The following is a 16,969-nucleotide window of genomic DNA, read 5'->3' on the forward strand; positions in this document are numbered from 1 at the left end:
CCCGCGCCCGCCACTGGCGGGTCCCCGCGTCGGCCTCGGCCTCCCAGTGACCGCTGGTCTCGACCGACCTGAAAGAGAACACCTCGTGTTACAACAGCTTCGGCAAAGGCCACCGAACCAACGAGACGAGCGACAAGAACCGATGACTCCCGCCAGGCCGCCGGCCCCCCGCTCCACACGGCGCCTGAGCCACGACCGTGTCGTCAGGGAGGCCCTGCGCCTGGCACGGGCGGAGGGCCTGCCCGCCGTCACCATGCGACGGGTCGCCGAGTCCCTGGGCACCTCCGCGATGGCCCTGTACCGGCACGTCGACAACCGCGAGGCGCTGCTCGTCGCCATGCTCGACGAGGTGGCCAAGGGCATCTCCCTGCCCGAGCCGGTGGCCGACCCACGCTCGGAGATCACGGTACTGATGACCGCGATCCACGACGCCCTGCACGACGAGCCCTGGGCGGTCCGGCTCCTGATCACCGACCGGCTCGCCGGGCCGTCCATCCTGCCCGTCGTCGAGCGGATCATGGCCGCCCTGCTGCGGGCCGGGCTCTCCCCGCGCGACGCCATGGTCGCCTACGGCCTGCTGTGGCACTACACGGCGGGCGAACTGCTGAGCGTCCACCACGACGTACCGGACAGCTTCGGCCGCCGCATGGTGGCCGCCGCCGACCCCGCGGCCTATCCGGCACTCGTCGAGGTCTTCTCGGCTCTCCCCCCGGGCCCCGCCGGCGACTGGTTCCCCGAAAACCTCCAACGCCTCCTGGACGGCCTCCTCAAGCACTCCCCCGGCCCACGCTGAACCACCTCACGAGCGAGCTGTGGCTCGCCCACCGTCACCCCGTCTCTTTCCACAGTGGAAACTAGCCGCTACTCTTTCCGACATGGAAACTCACGGGGTACGACTGACGCCGGAACAGGCCCGTTCCGCCCTGGCCGACACCGAGCACATCCGGGCCTCCGCCGCAGCACTGTCGGCCACACCGTGGCCGAACTGGTTCTTCATCACGCTCACGCTCTACGTCGCCGCGCTCCCGGTCATCTACGGAGGCGTCATGGCCGACGGGGACTGGCTGCTGCCGCGCCCGGCCTGGATGACCATCATGCTGACGAGCACCGCGGTCTACCTGGCGCTCTTCGCCGTCGCGGCGAAGGCCTGGCGCAACAAGACCGGGGTGGCCCTGCGGTTGGACGTGCTGCCGAAGCGTGCGACCGTGCCGCTCATGGTGGGCCTGCCCGTACTGCTGGTGGGGGCGGCGTTCGCTTTCCGCGTCACGGGACGGCCGGTGTGGCTGATCGCGGCCTCGCTGATCAGCGCCGCCGCATCTGTCGGCTTCCACCTTGCCTTCGTCCACCTGCACCGGAAGACCGCGTGAGCGCCGAGTTCCACGACCCGCTGAAGGGTTTCGACACCACCATCCACGCCCCGAACCGGCTGCGCATCTGCGCCCTCCTGGACGCTGCGGGCGAGGCGGAGTTCGGCCTGGTCCAAAAGCAACTCGACCTCTCCGCCTCCGCGCTGAGCAAGCACGTCACCGTACTGATGGACGCCGGCTACGTCGAACAGCGCAAGGCCGTCCGCGACACCCGGCAGCGAGTGTGGCTCCGACTGACCCGACGAGGCCGGGACGCATATCAGGGGCACCTGGCCGCGCTGCGGGCGATCGTAGGGCCGTCGGATCCGGCTCTCTGATCGCGTGACCGTGGTTGACCGTGCACTCCAACTCCCCCTGTCTGCCGGGCGCTCAGCCGGGAATGTCGGGGGTGTACTCGTTCCGCCCCCACTCGGAGGAACCGAGCGGATGGTTGTACGCGGGCCGTCCCACGTTCCCGCTCGTCCGGAAGGGCTTGCCGTTGTCGTCGACGCGTACGGTGCCCCGCTGGTCGCCGCTGGACCAGTCCAGCTCCAGGTACCAGCTCACGTTGTGCGCCCGCGCGTCCGCGAAGACGTAGAAGACCTCGGGATCGGACTCACTCACCTTGTACGGGAAGTCGCGCTGACCGGCCTTGGGGGAGAGCGCGGGCCGCCCGGCATCGAGGTCCACCCCGAACGACGTCGTCTCCACGCCGCCACCGCACCCGACGCCCATCTCGAAGTCGTTCCAGGCGAGCGGCGCGCTCTTCTCCACCACCCGCACATGCAGTTCCTCCAGGACGACGGTTGCCTTCCCGGTGCCCTGCACGGTCAGCGCGAGCATCTGCTGCCCGCCGGCGACCCCGCCGAGCGCGGTGACCCACCCACGCGCGTCCTGCTCACTCGGCGGCGGAGGCACCTGCTCGGGCTGCCGGTCGACCAGGTAGTGCTGGCTGCACGGGTCTTCCCACTTGTACGGATTGACGGCGACGGTGGGCGCGGTGGCCCCGTTCTCGGAACCGCCGCCCTGGGCCGCCCCGGCCCCGCTGCTCCGGGAGGCGGAGGCGGGTGCCGTGGGAGTGCCGCTGCGTGAGGTGGACGGCGAGGCCGACGTGCCCTTCGCGGCGGCCGACTCGGAGGCGCTTTCGTCGAGGGAATCGACGGAGCCGCCGGGCTGGGAGGCAGCCCCCACGGACTGCTTCCCGCCCCGGTCGTCACCCTCCTCGCCGGGCACAACATTCACCACGAGCACGGCCGACACGAGGACGGCGGCCACGGCGGCCCCGGCGAGAACGAAGGTACGCCGCCGCGCCACGGGAGCCTCCGCCGAGGGCCGCCGCCCACCCTCGGGACCGACCTCGGCTGCTGCTGCTTCGCTCCCCGACGTCTCGGCCGCGGCGTCCGCAGCCCCGTTCCCGGCCTCCGCTGTGCCGTTCCCGGCCTCCGTCGCTGTCCGCGCCCGCGGTTCCTCCTCGGCAGGCGCCCCGCCCGCCTTCTGCCTCCGCCGGGCATCCGCGAGCACCCACCGCCGATGCAGCTCCACCAGTTCCTCGGGGGTCGCCTTGCACACCCGCGCGAACCGTTCCACGGGCGCGTAGTCCGTAGGTACGGCGTCCCCGTTGACGTACCGGTGAAGCGTGGACGCACTCGTGTGCAGCCGCTTCCCGAGCACCCCGTAACTGAGCCCGGACCGCTCCTTCAACCGACCCAACAGCTCCGAGAACTCGTCCCCCGCCACCATTCCTCCCTCTCCCACGTCCCAGCCCCCCATCCCAGGGGGAGGTCATTCCCCCAGGTCAGAGCCACCGCAAGCGTTCCAGCGTCCCGGATACCCCGGCAGCCGTGGCGGCCGGGACGGATCGCCGCACAAGCTTGGGCCATCCAAGCACGCCGCTCCCGGCACGCCGCTTCCGGCACCCGGTCGAGCGGCCCATGCCAACGCCCGTACCGCACAAGGGGGATCACATGTCCACACGCACCCACCGCACCCGCATGCTCGTCGCCGCCGCACTCACGGCCGCCACACTGACGTTGACGGCGTGCAACAACGGAGAGGGAGTCCAGGACGAGGGGGCATCGGCAGGATCGACGTCCACGGCCTCGCCCAAGGCGGACGGGGGACCCTCCACCGGGACGGACCAGACCGACTCGGCGGGCTCGCCCTCCGCAGGCTCAACTGGCGGCGCGGCCGGTTCGAACGGCACAACGGGCGGCACGGGCTCGTCGGGCTCCACGGGCTCGTCGGGCTCGTCGGGCTCGTCGGGCTCCACAGGCTCCACGGGCTCCACGGGCTCCAAGGACTCGGAGCCCACCAGGACCCCCTGCTCCCCCGCCTCCACCCGGACGACCGCCACGGAGGTCTCTCGCCCCCTGAACCACCTCCTCCTCACCGTCACCAACACCGGCTCGAAGAACTGCAACCTGACCGGCTATCCGGCGGTCCGATTCAGCGAGGCCCAGTCCGTCCCGCCGGCCTTCGAGGACTCCAAGCCGCAGGCGGTGGTCACGCTGGCCCCCGGCGAGTCGGGCTATGCGAGCGTCCTCCTCTCGGCCGCCGACGGCAGCGGCGCAGGCGGCTACACGGCCAAGTCCCTCGCGGTCTACTTCAACAACAGCGCGAGCGCCGTCGCCCACCCGTCCCTCCCCGCCAAGGGCGTGTACGTCGACAACTCGATCCGCGTCTCATACTGGCAGCCGACCATGGCCGACGCCCTGGCCTGGTGACACCCCGGCTCGCACGAAGGCCCGGGTCTGATGACCTGGGCCTTGGCCGTGGAGCGGGTGACGAGAATCGAACTCGCGCTCCCAGCTTGGGAAGCTGCGATCATTCGCAGCCAGATTGGTCATTGACCTGCACGGGCCAGCAGGGCGCCGCGTTCGGCCTCTCGTGCCCGCGGGCCGACGGGTCAGCCTGTTGAGGGGGCGTCCTCTGAGGCGGGATCGCCTCGCCCGACGGTCACCGCCCAGGTGACGGTCGGCGGTGCGGTCACCGATACGGTGCCGGGCTTGTCCGCAGCACTGAGAGCGAACTGGTTGTAAGTGACGGCCGGCTCGCCAACGCTGCATTGAAGGGGGAAGGACATCTTCACAACAGGCACTCTGACGGTGATCGAACCGTCCCCCTTGCAACTCACAGCAACGATGAGTGCCTTGCCCTCGGCGCCACCGGAGTACTCAAGGCTGGCGTTGCCGCGGGTGGCCGCCCGCTGCCCAGCAAGGGTTTCGCCCATTCCCGCATCGAGTTCCGGCGGTGTGGGAGCGCCAGCCTGCTGCGTGGGTGAGGCGCTGGCAGCCGAGGGGGCCGATGAGGTGGACGGAGCGTCGGACCGCTCGTCGCTGTCGCTCTCCGGTGGTGTGCAGGCGGCGGCTGTCATCAGCACGACGGCCCAGACGGCGCCGCGCCGACGGGTGGTCAGTTTTCCCACAGGTACCAGCCCACGCGGCGGGGGGTGTAGAGGCTGACGTTGTGCTTCACGCCTCGCGTGCAGTTCATGTACACGCACTGGCTGTAGCCCTTGGACTTGAGGCGGTAGACGCCGTAGCGAGCATTGGTCACTTGCCCTCGATCTCGATGACCGCGACCTTACCGCTCACCTTGAGTTCGCCCGATACTCCGATGCCGACCGTGCCGCCTCGTCTCCCGGCCTGGACGTAGGCGCGGGTGGGTTCAAAACGTCGTCGTCCAGCGTCACCGAAGGAGCGGGCGCCTCTGTCGTGGGTCCGCCCTCGACGAGGTCGGTCTCCTCCGGCTCCGGCGGAGCAGCGGTCTCCATGACCGGGACGTCGGTGACTGCGGGAGTCGGCCCCACTGGCCCCCTCCACGCCTCCGTCAGCGGTTGATCAACCACCGTAGCGGCTCGCAAATCCTCGGTGATCCTCGACATCAGCCCTATCGCGCCTTGCGGTTGCATCTCCGCCAGCGGACGTTCCGTCTGAGGGTCGTAGGAAGTCAGCCCCGTTTCCTTCTCGACGATGGCTGAAAGCGCGAAGATCGGCTCGCTGCGCTCGGCCGCAATAGATCTAGTAGCGCGCGATCGTGGACACTCCCCTCGCGGGCCACAGTCGACCTGATCTCTCCTGACGAGGGTTGCTCACCAGTCCCGCCACCGATCCGTGAGCTCGTGCCGACCGAGCCCGCGCCTGGCGGTCAGGGCCGCGACGTCGACTCCCTGCTCGGTGAGCGCCTCATCGATGTAGGCGCACAACTGCTCGCGTTCATCGGTTTCGAAGGCGCACTCATCGTGAGCCTCGTTCACGGCGTTCAGGGCCAGGACGACGCGCTCCACTGCGGCGAAGATCCGTGCGTCGTCTCCTCCGGCGAGCGTGGGCAACTCGGCCTCGAACACGTCGAGGACGGCATCGGTCTCCAGCAAGAGCTCTTCGGGAAACAGCTCGACCATGCACGCGCAGTCGGGATCCAGGGTGCCGACGGCGAGCTCCGCGGCCTCCACGGCTATGCCCCTGCACCAGTTCGTCGTCGGTCTCTCAGCCATGGAGCGGACCGTACAGCGCAAGTCTGGCAGCAAGACCCGCTTTCACAAGGGGGACCTCAGCCTGGGAAGCGATGGCTTGAACGCTCGCATTGCTCATGACCTGCGCATTCGCGCTTCGGGGTGTGGCCCGGAGGGGCGGACTTGCACCCCTGTTGTCGTCCAGATCGAGGGGGTGGAGGACCGCGACGGCGGCATTCCTCAAGCCAGTGGGTGCTGCCGGTGGCTGCGGCGAGGTCGGCAAGCCGCGCTGACCGGCCTTCCCGAGTCGTTCGCTACATCGATACGGCTCTGGCTCGACATGACTTACGGCAGATTCACCGTCACACATGCAGGAGCAGTCGGGGAACGGGTGGTGCAATGGCTTTTGCCTTTGTCTCCGCTGTTGGTCACATTGATCGTGACATGCGTGGCGTTCCTCGGCACCGTGAGCGGAATGGTGACCTTTTGATCCACCTTGCCCATGTCGTCAGACCTCAGCGATCCCGAATAGAGCTCCGTATCCGTCCGGTCGCCTTCACGTGCGTGCAGCAAACGCACGAATGCGGCTACGTGATCATTGCGATCGACACCTACGGCCTGGACAGTGAACGTCAGCGAAACCTGGGGCCGTTGACCCGTCAGGCTCACGCTTGTCACGGTCGGCCTGCCGTTCCCGGAAGCGGCGAGGGTGGCGACGACCAGCGAGGCGACAAGAGCTGCGATATAGGCCGTGCTTCCGACGATGAGAAGCAGCCTTTGATGGGTGAAGTACGCGTAAAGACTCAAACCGACGGCGGTGATGGCCAGCGCGGGTGCGACCAGGGTCAACCCCGTGTGATTGTTCAGCGCGACGAACAGCCTGTCGCTGTTCATGCCCAGGGCGGTCAGCAGGCCCGCCAACGCGATGAGTGAGCCCCACAGGGTGGTCGTCACCCCGCCGAACGTATTCTCTCCACCCTCGGCCGACGCGGGCACCGCGTCCTCGGCGGATCGGCCGTTGCCCAGCCCCGCGGAACGGTGCCCCGTCCCGTCACCCTCCCCAGCAGCCATGGCCATCATCCTTGCTTTGACCTGCCTCGGACACAACATGCCCCGGCGTGCTCTTGTCGGGACACGCTCCGTCCGACTGCCGGGCCGCTGATAGCCGATCCTCCTACTCACCGACGGGTGGCACGGCCATACATCATGCTGGTACATGGACTATGATTGGTACATGCCCATGAAGCGCACGAACGTCTATGCCGACCCCGAGGACCTGGCGATCATCAAGGAGGCGGCCAAGCGGCGGGGAATAAGCGAGGCCGAGATCATCCGTCAGGGGATTCACCTCGCAGCGATGGCGAACCGGGTCTGGGACGAGCCGCTGTTCTCACGGACCTTCGAGGGGCCGGGGAGTACGCCGTCCAAAGTGGAGGTCCGTGACGCGGTCGCCGATGCGGTCCGCCGTGAGACGGGCTCGGGAACTGCCACGTGATCATCGTCATCGCGGACACGTCCGGCCTCCTGGCCGCCCTTGACTCGACGCACCCGGAGCACGAGGCGGCGAACGAAGCGATCATGGCGGCCGGCCTGCTGGTCATGTCCCCGCTCCTGTTGGCGGAACTCGATCACGTGGCTACACGTGTGCTCGGGCGAGAGGCGGCCGTCAGCGCGGTCGACGACCTTCGCCGCTGGATGAGCCGGGGCCGGGTCGTCATGCCGGAGATCACAGAAGACCACCTGGGCGCGGCCCAGTCCATCCGTGTCCGCTACGACGCCCTGGACCTGGACCTTGCGGACGCGGTGAACGTGGCGCTGGCTGCGGACTACGACACCGACGCGATCCTCACCCTCGACCGACGCGACTTCCGTGCCGTACGGCCCTTGGCCCGGCACAAGGCATTCCGGGTCCTGCCCTATGACCTGCCGCTGTGACGAGGGCTTCCGGTTCGAAGTCACCGCTGCCGAAAAGGTCAGCTTGGGAAGCGACGGCGCTTCCGGGGGCTCTATGGCTCTGACCCGACGTTCGTAGAGCGGACCAGCTCGTTTCATTCATCGGACGGCGCGGATACCCCCGCGACCGGTCACCTGGCCGCAGGTGTCACCGGAAGTCGGCGGCGTGGTCGGAGACCCATTCGCGATAGGTCCGTGCCGGTGTGCCCGTGACCGTTTCCACCGTCGAGGTGATGGTCGGGCGTGGGGCGTTCAGCATGCCGGCGTAGCCGTCGAGCAGGGGGTCCACGAACGAGTCGGGAAAGTCGTCGTCTGCCAGGAGCAGGCGGCGTGCTTCCTCCCGGGGCAGCTCCTGCCAGCGGATCGGACGGCCCAGCACCTCACCGATCGTGCGCACTTGTTCGGCCTGGGTGAGGACCTCGGGGCCGGTCAGGTCATGGACGGCGCGCTCGTGGCCGCCCTCGGTGAGGGCGCGCACGGCCACGGCGGCGATGTCGGCCTCGTGCAGCAGCGCCATGGGCGCGGCCCCGTAGGCGGCCCGCACCATGTCACCGGCACGGATCTGATCGGCCCACCACAAGGTGTTGGCGGCGAAGGTGCTGGGGCGCAGGTATGACCAGGTGAGTCCGGACTGCTCGATGAGCTGTTCGACGTGTGCGTGTGACCGGCCCACAGGATGGGGCTGCTGATCGGGCGCGAACCCGGCCTGGACGGCACCGGACGACAGGAACACGACCCGGTGGGCGTGCCGCTTGATCGCTTCCACGACGGCGGAAGCCGGGCCGGTGTTGTGGAAGGGCCACATCAGGAATACGGCGTCCGCGCCTTCCAACGCCGTCTCCAGCGTGGCCGGATCGGCCAGGTCACCCTGGCAGACGTCGACGTCACCGGGAAGCCCGGCCGCGGCGGGGTTGCGGGTCAGTGCCCGCACCCTGCACGTGTGTTCGGCGATGAGTTGGGACACCACCTGCCGGCCCACATTCCCGGTCGCCCCCGTGACCAGGATCGTGTTCTTGACAATCATCGAAGTCCTCCTCGCCCATGTCTGTACTTGCCCGTGCCTGTACGCCCGTCACGATCACGGGCGTGGATCAGCGGCACCAGCCAGCAACGCATCTACGGAGGAATCCGTCAGTGAATAGCCTTGAGCAATGGATACCGTCACCCTCGACGCGACCGACCGCGGTCTGATCCATGCCCTACAGATCGACGGGCGGGTGCCCTTCCGTACGGTTGCGGAAGTGCTCGGCGTCTCGGAGAACACCGTCGCCCGCCGCTACCGGAGGCTCCGGTCGTCCGGTGTGCTGCGGGTCGTCGGGGCGGTCAACGGCGTGCGGCTCGGCTACACCTCCTGGACGCTCCGGGTGCGGTGCACCCCTGATGCGGCCGGTTCCATCGCAGGTGCGCTCGCGGCCCGGCGCGACACGTCCTACGTGCATCTGCTGTCTGGAGGCACCGAAGTCTCCTGCAACGTCCAGACGCCCACCGAGGCCGAGCGCGATGCCCTGTTGCTGGGCAAACTCCCGCGCACCAGCCGCGTCACCGAGGTCTCCGCGCATCTGCTGCTGCGTGCTACCGCGTTGCCCACCTCGTGGTCAGGCTCGGCCTGGCTCACCGAGGAGCAGGTCGGCAGACTCCGTACGGTGCCCGCCTCCCAGGCCGGAGAACCAGTCACCTTGGAGGAGCAGGACCGGGCCCTGCTGGAGATCCTCGGCCGTGAGGGACGGGCGAGTTACGCCGAGCTCGCCGCGGTCGCCGGCAGCACGGACTCCACCGTCAAACGTCGGCTGGACACGCTGTGCCGAGCGGGAGTCCTCACGTTCACCGTCGACGTCGCCTCAGCCGCGCTCGGCTTCCCGACCGAGGCGCGGCTGTGGATGTCCGTGCAGCCCTCCAGGCTCGCCGACGTGGCACGGACCATGGCCGACCACCCGGAGATCTCCTTCGCCGCCATGACCACCGGGCCCAGCAACCTCCTGGCCGCCGTCAACTGCCGCGATGCCGAGGACTTGTGCCGCTACCTCACCGAACGTGTGGCCGCACTCGACGGCATCCAGTCCATCGAGACCGCTCCGGTCATTCGCACCCTCAAAGGCGCAGGGGCATACGTCCACACTGCGCGCTGACCGCGCAGGAAGCGGCGCTGTCGGCGCCGAGGAACGCCATGGTCTCGCCGGTGGCGATGACCTCGGTGGTCGGGGTGAGCTGTTCGTGCTCGACGTAGACGGCGGTCCGCATGGCGACGAAGAAGGTGTTGTCGTAGCGCTCCAGCTTGGGGTGCTGGTGGGCGTGGAGGGCGCCCTCGACGGCCAGACCCGAGTCGGCGCGTTGGCGGGCTGCGGTGTCCGCGCAGTTCGGGCGCCCGGAGACTTCCGGATCCCGGCAGTGACGGCGGACGGTGCGCAGGGGCAGACTTCGCGCCAAGGAAGCGCGGAAGGGGATTGGGACGTGGCGGTTTTCCTGTGGTGCTGGATCGGCCTGTTCACTGCGGTACTGCTGCCTCTCGGCATCGCCATGCTGCGCGGCTGGGCGCCGAAGAGGGCGCGCACACAGTGGTCCCCGGCGCGGATCCGGGTGCAGGGCGTCTCCGCGCTCGTGCTGTACGGGGGTGGCCTGCTGCCCGCGGTGGCCGATCTCACGGCCATGCCCCGTGAGGCCGCCGACCTCCTGCTGTCCATGACCACACCCCACCTGGTGTTCCTGAGCCTGGGGCTGCAGGGCGGCGCGGCCCTCTCCGACTGGTTCGGACGGCGGACCGGGCCGTGGACGGGCCCGTCCGGGGCGCAGGGCTGACCCCTGTCCGGAAGGCGAGGACCGCCGGTGGACGTCTCCCACGGCGGTCTCACCGGTCCGGCCTCCCACGTCGTGCACCACACCGCCCAGCCGCTGTGACCTACCAGCCCTCCGACGCGACCGTACGCAAGGCACGCGGCGAGTGATCACAGCGGACAGCGACGACGAACCACCGTTGCCGTGTCTGTTCTGCCCGGCGGTCCGGGAGGTAGCTTGGTGGGCAAGGCCCCTGAAGGAGGGCGATTCGATGCCGTGGTTCGTATGGCTGCTCGCCGCCGCGGCACTGGGTGCCGCTGAGTTCTTCACCCTGACACTGGTCTTCGGTCTGCTCGCGGGCGCCGCGTTGGTTGCCGCCGTAGTCGCTGGTCTGGGCGTCGGCCTTCTCGGCCAGCTCCTGGCCCTGGGGGCAGCAGCCGCAGCGGGCTTCATCATCGTCCGTCCTGTCGCGCTGCGGCACATGGCACAGCAACCCCTCACACACGAGGGCAGTGATGCGCTGATAGGCAAGCGGGCCGAGGTCATGCAGGAGGTCACCGCGACTCGCGGCCTGATCAAACTGTCCGGCGAGGAGTGGTCCGCCCGCGCCTTCGACGAAAGCCTTGTGATCCCGGTGGGGGCGCTGGTGGACGTCATGGAGATCGAAGGCGCCACGGCCATCGTCTATCCCCGCGAGCTCCTTCCATGAACGGCTGAACACACAGCAACGGAGGCACTGTGGATCCAGTTGTCGTCCTCACTCTCGTGGCGGCCATTGTTGTCGTCTTCCTCGTGGCCTCCACTGTGCGGATCGTCCCGCAGGCGCGCCGCTACAACATCGAGCGGTTCGGCCGGTACCACCGGACGCTGCAGCCCGGCCTGAACCTGGTCGTGCCGGTGGCGGACCGCATCAACACCAAACTCGACGTGCGCGAGCAGGTCTATTCGTCCGACCCGAGGCCGGTGATCACCGAGGACAACCTCGTGGTGAACATCGACACCGTGCTCTACTACCAGATCACCGACCCGCGGGCGGCGGCCTACGAGGTCGCCGATTACCTGCAGGCGATCGATCAGCTCACCGTGACCACGCTGCGGAACGTCATCGGCAGCATGGACCTGGAGGAGACGCTCACCTCGCGCGAGGAGATCAACTCTCGGCTCCGTGCCGTCCTCGACGATGCCACCGGCAAGTGGGGCATCCGGGTCAACCGCGTCGAGATCAAGGCCATCGATCCACCGCACACCATCAAGGAAGCGATGGAGAAGCAGATGCGGGCCGAGCGTGACAAGCGCGCGGCCATCCTGCACGCCGAAGGGGAGCGGCAGGCCAAGATCCTTACAGCGGAAGGCACGAAGCAGAAGGACATCCTGGAGGCGCAGGGCACGCAACAAGCCATGATCTTGCGGGCGGACGGCGAGGCAAAGGCGGTGGAACTCGTCTTCCAGGCCGTCCATCGCAACAATGCCGACCCGAAGATCCTGGCCTACAAGTACCTCGAGACGCTCCCGCACTTGGCGAGCAGCGACAACAACACGTTCTGGGTGATCCCGGGGGAGCTGACCGAGGCGGTCCGGACCGTCACCCGTGCGTTCGGTGATCAGTCGACGGCGGGTCTTCCCCAAACCGCGCAGCCGGAGGAAGCAGCCACCGCCACCGCCGACGACACGTCGGCCGAAGGCCGGACTCCGGAGCTCGATGCAGGCTGGACGGCTTCGCTCGACGCCGCGGCGGCTGCCGACGAGGCCGAGAAGCAGGCCGCCGCCGCGGTGAGCGACGCCAAGGCGGAGGCCGAGGCTGCGAAGTCGCCCCAGACACTGCGCCGGGGGCAGACGTCCGGCGGTTGAGCCCACTCGTTGAGCCCACCCTCGGTTTTCGCCAGGGACCGCCGTGAGGCTTCCGAACTGGGCCTCCTGGTGGAGCCTCCGAATCCGTCGTCGGGAGGCCGCGTCGGAACTGTTCGCCGGGCGCGGTTCGATGCGGCCTCCAATCGTCTTCGGTCCGAGGACTCCGGTGTGGTGTTCTCGTTCTGACCCGGACCGGTCAGCGGCTCAGGCAGTCGCCAGCTTCCGGATCCGCGGATGGTTCTCCAATGCCCACCGCACGGTCTTCGGCGGACGCCCGAGCAGGGTTTCCAGCTCGTCGGTGATGCCGCCGTATCCTCCGCGGCCGATGATCCGGGTCAGGGTCTTCAGGTGCTCCGCGATGTGCGGGTACGCGGACATGTTGGTGTCCACGTAGGTCTCGTTCCAGGTTTCGATGTCTTCGGGAACATACGTGACCGGGCGCCCCAGCACGGCCGCGAAGTCCTCCGCGATCCCGTGCATGTCCTTCAGCTCCGGGCCGGTGAGCGCGTAGGACTTGGAGATGTGCGGCGCCGGGTCGGCCAGGATCTTCGCGCACAGTTCCGCGACGTCGTAACCGGCGATGGGTGCGAGCCGGTGGTCGCCGAAGGGCAGGCGCAGTTCACCGTCGGCCAGCGAGCTCAGGGCCAGCCAGGTCATGATCGGGTTCTCGACGAAGAAGGCCGCCTGGATGTTGACGGTCGGGACGCCGGACCACTCCAGCACCTGCTCGGCGACCCAGTGGGCCCGTTGCTGCGGCGACCAGTTGGCTACGAGTCCGCCGAGGTGTGCACGCCGTTCCGCCTCCGGCGCGGTCATCCTGTCGAACGTCATGAACGACTGCTCGTACTCGGAGATGTTGACGAACACCTCGATGTCGCCCTGGGCCCGCGCCGCCGCGGCCATCAGGCTCACGGCGTCGGTGTAGTACGGCGACAGACTCATGCTGAAGTAGATGCGCCGCACCCCCTTCAGCGCGGCGGTCACGTCGGCGATGGTGAGCAGGTCACCGACGAAGACCTCGGCCCCGGCCTGGCGGAGTGAGTGGGCGCGTTCGTCGTCCTGGCGCACGAACGCCCGTACCGGGTGCCCTTGTTCGAGCAGCATGTCGACCATCGTCCGGCTCACACCACCGATCTCGCCGGCGGCACCGGTGATCAGGATGGGATTGCGCTCTGGCATCAAGATGTCCTCTGTCTGGTGGGGTGGGGTGGATGTTCGGAAAGCCCAGGGAGTGCCTGCGCGTCAGCCGGCCAGCTGGTTCATCTTGCGGATCTGCTTGTCGAAGACCCCGGTGGGGGCGAGGCGGCGCAGTACGCGTGCGCGTCCGGCCAGGGGTCCGGCGGTGTAGCGCGGCTTCGGCTTCGTGTCGGTCGCTGCCGTGACGATCGCCTGGGCGACGACGGCGGGGGCGTCGCCGCCCCTGACGGCCTCCGCCAGGACGCGGTCGACGGTCTGCCGCTGCTTCGCGTAGGCGTGCAGGGCGGTGTCGGGCTTCGCGCTGTTGGCCTCGAAGCCGGTCCTGGTGTAGGCGGGTTGAACGATGAGCGCCCGGACTCCGTGGTCACGGATCTCGTGGTCCAGGGACTCGGTGTAGCCCTCGATCGCGTGCTTGGAGGCGGCGTAGGCGGCCATGTAGGGCTGGGGCAGGAACCCGAGCACGGACGAGATGTTGATGATGCGCCCGCGTCGCTGAGCGCGCATGTGCGGCAGGACCTCGTTCACCATGCGCATGACCCCGAAGACGTTGGTGTCGAAGACGGCCTGGGCCTGCTCGACGGAGGTTTCCTCCGCCGCACCCGTCGAGCCGACGCCGGCGTTGTTGACCAGGACGTCGATCCGCCCGAACCGCTCGCTCACCTCCTGGACCGCTGCGGCGACCGAGGTGTCACTGGCGACGTCGAGCCCGAGGAACGTCACGCCGTCGAGCGGGGTGACGCGTGAGGTGTCACGGCTTGTGCCGACCACGTTGAATCCGGCTGCGACCAGGGCGAGCGCGGTTTCCTTCCCGATGCCGGAGGACGCACCCGTCACGAGTGCCACCGGCCGATCTGTCGTCATCATGGACTCCCACACTCAATCGAAACCGATCGGTTTCCACTACCGTAAACCGATCGGTTTCCATGCGCAAGTTCAAGCGGGGAGAATGACGTCGTGGGCAGGATCAGTGCGCGAGCACTTCGGAAAGGCGATGTGTCAGTGCACGCCCGCCGTGTCGAGCAGGGTGGTCACCGTGGGCGCGACGAGCCCGGTCAGGTTGTCGGCCTGAATTCCCGCGCGGGCGCTCGCGCCGTCGAAGACCAGGCTGAGCTGCCGGGCCAGCAGATCCGGATCACCCGCCCCGCCCTGCTCGGCCTCGGCGCGGAAGAAGGCGGTCAGATTCGCCTTGACCTGATGAGCAACCCGGCTCGCGGGGTGACTCTGATCCTTGAGCTCGATCTGCACGGCCAGATACCGACAGCCGCGGAACTCGGGCGCCCCTGCCTGCGATTCCACCTGCTCGAAGACGTGCAGGATCCGCTCACGGGGTGACCGGCCGTCGTCCGCCGCAGGCAGGAGAGTTGCCACATAGGCGGAGGCGCGCTCCTTCAGGCTTACTGCCAGGAGTTCGTCCTTGCTCTCGAACAGCTGGTACATGGAGCGCTTCGACACCCCCGCCGCCTTGCACAGCGCCTCGACGCCGATGCCGACGCCGTCTCGGTAGGTGAGCGTGGCCGCCGCCTCCAGCAGTCGCTCCCTGGGACTTGGTTTCACTTCGGTGGTCATACCGCGAGGTTAACGCGAAGCGGACGAAATGAAAACCGATCGGTTTCCATCGGTTCCGGGCAGAGGCTCGGCGACGGCCTGGGGGAATAATGCCGGAGCGCTACGCCGTCCGGCCCCGACGGCGGGGTTCACGTCACCTCCCCGAACCTCAACCGGCAGGCACCTCGCTGTCCCGCCACCCCATCACCAACGCCCGCAGCGCCCGCTCGTAGCAGTCGGCGACCGCGAGCTCCGGCGGCTCGTTGCCGGACAGCACCAGGGACACCAGGCCGTGAGCCGTCCCCCAGACCGACAGCGCGATGACCTCGGGGTCGGACGCGGAACCGAACTGCCCGGCAAGCTGCCCGCGACGCACGGCGTCGACGAGGGGCCGGTACGTCTCGACGACCTCGCGCGGCCTGTCCGAGTCGGACGGGCACTGGACGCTGCGGTCGGCGAAGAGGATCGCGTAGAGGTGCGGGTTGGCCACGGCGTACTCGCGATAGGCCAGCCCGATCCGGATCACGTCGCCGGCCGGGTCGTCCGTCGGGCGGACGGTGGCCAGGCGCTCGACGAAGAGCCGCACGGCCTCCTGGTACAGGCTGCTGAGCAGACCGGCCTTGTTGCCGAACAGCGAGTAGACCGCCGTGGTCGAGGTCTTCACGTCCGCCGCGAGCTGTCGCAGGCTCAGCGCGGCCGTACCCCGGTCGAAAACCGTAGCGGCCGCGCGGTGCAGGAGCCGGAGCCGGAGCGCTTCGTCATGTGTCTTGAGCCTGGCCATGGCGCCAGCATATTGCAACGCCGTTACGAATGCCCTCTGCAGTAGCAGATTCGAGCGGCTGGCTGGGCCGAATCCAAGGCGATGTGGTGCGCAAACAGGCTCGCGGCGAGCAATCAAAACACTGTTATGGTTCCTCGCATGGACATCGAACGCACTCCTGACGAGCGCTTCAAGGGCCTCTCCGACTGGCCGTACCGGCCCCGGTACGTCACGGTCGGCGAGGGCCTGCGCATGCACTACGTCGACGAAGGGCCGCCCGACGGCCCGGTCGTGGTCCTCGCTCACGGCGAGCCGACCTGGGGCTACCTCTACCGAAAGATGATTCCGGGCCTGGTGGCAGCCGGCCGACGCGTCCTCGTCCCGGACCTGATCGGGTTCGGCCGCTCGGACAAGCCGGTCGACCGGGCCGCGTACACCTACGAGTCCCACGTCGCCTGGACCGGCGCCTGGCTGGACCAGCTCGACCTCGCGGACATCACCCTGTTCGGCCAGGACTGGGGTGGGTTCGTCTTCCTCGTGCACGTCGGGCTCGCCCCCGACCGTTTCGCGGCCGTGGTCGCCGCCAACACCGGCCTGGCCGCACCGGACGTCATGGCCTCGTTCACGCCGGAGCAGTTCGCGCCCGCCGCCGGCGCCTTCCTGCACTGGCTGGAGCAGTCGGAGTCACCGGACCTGACCGCCTCATGGGCCGTCGGCAGCCCCGACAGTGCCCTCAACCAGACCGCCCACGTCCTCAGCCAGGAGGAGGCGGCCGCTTACGACGCTCCGTTCCCGTCCGCCCGCCACTTCGCCGGAGCACGGCAGTTCCCGCACCTCGTACCGCTCGACGCCACCGACCCGCCCGCCTCGATGCTGAGCCGCGCCTGGGCGGGGCTGACCGCCTTCGACAAGCCGTTCCTCACCGCCTTCGCCGCGCACGAGGACATCACGCGCGCCTTCGAACAGGTCTTCCAGGAGCACATCCCAGGCGCCCAGGGGCGCAGCCACCTGACGGTCCCCGACGCCGGTCACTTCCTCCAGGAGCAGCAGCCCGACCTGCTGGTCGAGGCCGTCCTCAGCCTCGGCTGACAGCAACTTCCC

21 protein-coding genes and 1 pseudogene are annotated in these 16,969 nt (G+C 68.6%); 11 read left to right on the plus strand and 11 right to left on the minus strand.

Annotated features, from left to right (window positions below; translation table 11 throughout):
- Positions 1 to 142 precede the first annotated feature (142 nt).
- The 3 genes from SSP24_RS38245 (at position 143) to SSP24_RS38255 (ending at position 1,684) form a co-directional block, all read left to right on the plus strand.
- Positions 143 to 793, plus strand: a complete 651-nt coding sequence (locus tag SSP24_RS38245; protein WP_141315183.1) for a TetR/AcrR family transcriptional regulator — start codon at positions 143 to 145, stop codon at positions 791 to 793.
- Between the two features lie 82 nt (positions 794 to 875).
- Positions 876 to 1,367, plus strand: a complete 492-nt coding sequence (locus SSP24_RS38250; RefSeq protein ID WP_141315185.1) for a hypothetical protein — start codon at positions 876 to 878, stop codon at positions 1,365 to 1,367.
- Positions 1,364 to 1,684: a transcriptional regulator gene (locus tag SSP24_RS38255; RefSeq protein WP_141315187.1), complete on the plus strand. Its 321-nt coding sequence runs from the start codon at positions 1,364 to 1,366 to the stop codon at positions 1,682 to 1,684. Before SSP24_RS38250 ends, SSP24_RS38255 begins: the two co-directional genes overlap by 4 nt.
- 52 nt (positions 1,685 to 1,736) lie before the next feature.
- Here the strand turns inward: SSP24_RS38255 and SSP24_RS38260 are convergent, their stop codons facing one another.
- Positions 1,737 to 3,116, minus strand: a complete 1,380-nt coding sequence (locus SSP24_RS38260; RefSeq protein WP_373306731.1) for a transcriptional regulator — start codon at positions 3,114 to 3,116, stop codon at positions 1,737 to 1,739.
- Positions 3,117 to 3,310: 194 nt separating this feature from the next.
- On the opposite strand from SSP24_RS38260, the gene SSP24_RS38265 reads away from it, so the two are divergent.
- On the plus strand, positions 3,311 to 4,069 hold the full coding sequence (locus SSP24_RS38265) for a DUF4232 domain-containing protein (protein ID WP_141315189.1): 759 nt from the start codon (positions 3,311 to 3,313) through the stop codon (positions 4,067 to 4,069).
- A gap of 182 nt (positions 4,070 to 4,251) precedes the next feature.
- On the opposite strand, the gene SSP24_RS44585 is transcribed toward SSP24_RS38265, so the two are convergent.
- The 4 genes from SSP24_RS44585 to SSP24_RS38280 all read right to left on the minus strand — a co-directional run bounded on the left by SSP24_RS44585 (position 4,252) and on the right by SSP24_RS38280 (position 6,867).
- Positions 4,252 to 4,770: a hypothetical protein gene (locus SSP24_RS44585; protein WP_229865491.1), complete on the minus strand. Its 519-nt coding sequence runs from the start codon at positions 4,768 to 4,770 to the stop codon at positions 4,252 to 4,254.
- Positions 4,758 to 4,901 (minus strand): hypothetical protein, encoded by a 144-nt coding sequence (locus SSP24_RS43215; protein ID WP_167529821.1) that lies wholly within the window; start codon positions 4,899 to 4,901, stop codon positions 4,758 to 4,760. The genes SSP24_RS44585 and SSP24_RS43215 overlap by 13 nt, the downstream gene beginning before the upstream one ends.
- Positions 4,902 to 5,436: 535 nt before the next feature.
- Entirely contained in the window at positions 5,437 to 5,838 is a 402-nt protein-coding gene (locus SSP24_RS38275; protein ID WP_141315191.1) for a hypothetical protein, read from the minus strand.
- A gap of 303 nt (positions 5,839 to 6,141) precedes the next feature.
- Entirely contained in the window at positions 6,142 to 6,867 is a 726-nt protein-coding gene (locus SSP24_RS38280) for a hypothetical protein (RefSeq protein WP_141315193.1), read from the minus strand.
- Positions 6,868 to 7,030: 163 nt separating this feature from the next.
- On the opposite strand from SSP24_RS38280, the gene SSP24_RS38285 reads away from it, so the two are divergent.
- A complete protein-coding gene (locus SSP24_RS38285) occupies positions 7,031 to 7,291 on the plus strand; it encodes a ribbon-helix-helix domain-containing protein (RefSeq protein ID WP_141315195.1) in 261 nt (86 codons plus the stop codon).
- Entirely contained in the window at positions 7,288 to 7,731 is a 444-nt protein-coding gene (locus SSP24_RS38290; RefSeq protein ID WP_141315197.1) for a PIN domain-containing protein, read from the plus strand. The genes SSP24_RS38285 and SSP24_RS38290 overlap by 4 nt, the downstream gene beginning before the upstream one ends.
- Positions 7,732 to 7,897: 166 nt before the next feature.
- On the opposite strand, the gene SSP24_RS38295 is transcribed toward SSP24_RS38290, so the two are convergent.
- Positions 7,898 to 8,773: an NAD(P)H-binding protein gene (locus tag SSP24_RS38295; RefSeq protein ID WP_141315199.1), complete on the minus strand. Its 876-nt coding sequence runs from the start codon at positions 8,771 to 8,773 to the stop codon at positions 7,898 to 7,900.
- 127 nt (positions 8,774 to 8,900) lie between these two features.
- On the opposite strand from SSP24_RS38295, the gene SSP24_RS38300 reads away from it, so the two are divergent.
- Positions 8,901 to 9,875, plus strand: a complete 975-nt coding sequence (locus SSP24_RS38300; protein ID WP_141315201.1) for an Lrp/AsnC family transcriptional regulator — start codon at positions 8,901 to 8,903, stop codon at positions 9,873 to 9,875.
- 19 nt (positions 9,876 to 9,894) lie between these two features.
- Here the strand turns inward: SSP24_RS38300 and SSP24_RS44590 are convergent.
- Positions 9,895 to 10,065 (minus strand): annotated as a pseudogene (locus tag SSP24_RS44590) (magnesium transporter CorA); the annotation flags it as partial.
- A gap of 132 nt (positions 10,066 to 10,197) precedes the next feature.
- On the opposite strand from SSP24_RS44590, the gene SSP24_RS38310 reads away from it, so the two are divergent.
- From SSP24_RS38310 to SSP24_RS38320, 3 genes are all read left to right on the plus strand, one after another.
- A complete protein-coding gene (locus SSP24_RS38310) occupies positions 10,198 to 10,542 on the plus strand; it encodes a hypothetical protein (RefSeq protein WP_141315205.1) in 345 nt (114 codons plus the stop codon).
- Between the two features lie 247 nt (positions 10,543 to 10,789).
- Positions 10,790 to 11,227 carry an NfeD family protein gene (locus SSP24_RS38315; RefSeq protein WP_141315207.1) on the plus strand — a complete coding sequence of 146 codons (438 nt, stop codon included), beginning with the start codon at positions 10,790 to 10,792 and terminating at the stop codon, positions 11,225 to 11,227.
- A gap of 29 nt (positions 11,228 to 11,256) precedes the next feature.
- A complete protein-coding gene (locus SSP24_RS38320) occupies positions 11,257 to 12,366 on the plus strand; it encodes an SPFH domain-containing protein (RefSeq protein WP_141315209.1) in 1,110 nt (369 codons plus the stop codon).
- Positions 12,367 to 12,570: 204 nt separating this feature from the next.
- Here SSP24_RS38320 and SSP24_RS38325 read toward each other — a convergent pair whose 3' ends face one another.
- The 4 genes from SSP24_RS38325 to SSP24_RS38340 all read right to left on the minus strand — a co-directional run bounded on the left by SSP24_RS38325 (position 12,571) and on the right by SSP24_RS38340 (position 15,889).
- The gene (locus SSP24_RS38325; protein ID WP_174864788.1) at positions 12,571 to 13,545 is read right to left on the minus strand and encodes an NmrA family NAD(P)-binding protein; all 975 of its coding nucleotides are present in this window, start codon (positions 13,543 to 13,545) and stop codon (positions 12,571 to 12,573) included.
- A 63-nt stretch (positions 13,546 to 13,608) separates the two neighbouring features.
- On the minus strand, positions 13,609 to 14,424 hold the full coding sequence (locus SSP24_RS38330) for an oxidoreductase (protein WP_167529824.1): 816 nt from the start codon (positions 14,422 to 14,424) through the stop codon (positions 13,609 to 13,611).
- A gap of 135 nt (positions 14,425 to 14,559) precedes the next feature.
- Positions 14,560 to 15,129: a TetR/AcrR family transcriptional regulator gene (locus tag SSP24_RS38335; RefSeq protein WP_141315213.1), complete on the minus strand. Its 570-nt coding sequence runs from the start codon at positions 15,127 to 15,129 to the stop codon at positions 14,560 to 14,562.
- 148 nt (positions 15,130 to 15,277) lie between these two features.
- Complete coding sequence (locus SSP24_RS38340) at positions 15,278 to 15,889, minus strand: TetR/AcrR family transcriptional regulator (protein WP_141315215.1); 612 nt, start codon at positions 15,887 to 15,889, stop codon at positions 15,278 to 15,280.
- A 138-nt stretch (positions 15,890 to 16,027) separates the two neighbouring features.
- Here SSP24_RS38340 and SSP24_RS38345 point away from each other — a divergent pair, with 138 nt between their 5' ends.
- Positions 16,028 to 16,957 (plus strand): haloalkane dehalogenase, encoded by a 930-nt coding sequence (locus SSP24_RS38345; protein ID WP_141315217.1) that lies wholly within the window; start codon positions 16,028 to 16,030, stop codon positions 16,955 to 16,957.
- The last annotated feature ends 12 nt before the right edge of the window (positions 16,958 to 16,969 follow it).

It is taken from the genome of Streptomyces spinoverrucosus (assembly GCF_006539505.1).
Lineage (GTDB): Bacteria > Actinomycetota > Actinomycetes > Streptomycetales > Streptomycetaceae > Streptomyces > Streptomyces spinoverrucosus.